General features: G+C 55.2%; 1 protein-coding gene. It reads right to left on the bottom strand.

The window, feature by feature from the left end:
- Positions 1-60 precede the first annotated feature (60 nt).
- On the bottom strand, positions 61-649 hold a 589-nt coding region (locus VE25_RS23805; RefSeq protein WP_201776022.1), incomplete at its 5' end, for a hypothetical protein.

Genomic DNA, 649 nt, shown 5'->3' with positions numbered 1-649 from the left:
CCCCTTTCCTTCCTCTCTTCTCCTCTTTCCTTCTCTCCTCCTCCTTCTCCCCTTCCCTCTCTACTTCTTTCCCCTCCCACTCTCTCCTCCTCCTTCTCCTCTTTCTTCTCTTCTCCCATCCCCCCTCCCATCCTCCCCCGCCTCCTCTTCCTCCCTCCTCCCCCCTCTCCCCCTCCTCCTTCTCTTCCTTTTCTCCTTCTCCTCCCCTCTCTCCTCTCCCACCCTTCCCTCCCCCCTTTCCCTCTCCCTCCTTCTCCCCCCCCCTCCTCTCCTCCTCTCCCTTTTCCCCTTTATCCTCTTCTCCTCCTTCCTCCCTTTCTCTACCCCCACCCCTCTCTTCTTCCCCTTCTTCTCTCTCTTTTCTTCTCTCTTCTTCTCCCATTCCTCTTCTCTCTCGGTTATCTTGCTTCTCCCCTCCTCCTCTTCCTTCTTCCCTCTCCTCTTCCTCATCTCCTTCCTCTTCTTCTCCCCCTTCCTCTTCTCTTTTACCCTCTTCTTCCCCTTTTTCTTCTTTCTTCTTCTCCTTCTTCCCTTTTCTTTTCTCCTCTCTTCCTTTTCTTTTCCCCTCTGTCCTCCTCTCCTTCGTCCCCTTTTCCCTCCCTCTCCTTTCCTCCTCTCCCTCCTCCCCTCCCCCCCCCCTTTCCTCTTT

It is taken from the genome of Devosia geojensis (genome assembly GCF_000969415.1).
In the GTDB taxonomy this organism is placed as follows: Bacteria; Pseudomonadota; Alphaproteobacteria; order Rhizobiales; family Devosiaceae; genus Devosia; species Devosia geojensis.
Note: the sequence above shows the minus strand (reverse complement) of the source record. Positions and strands in the feature narration are given on the sequence as shown.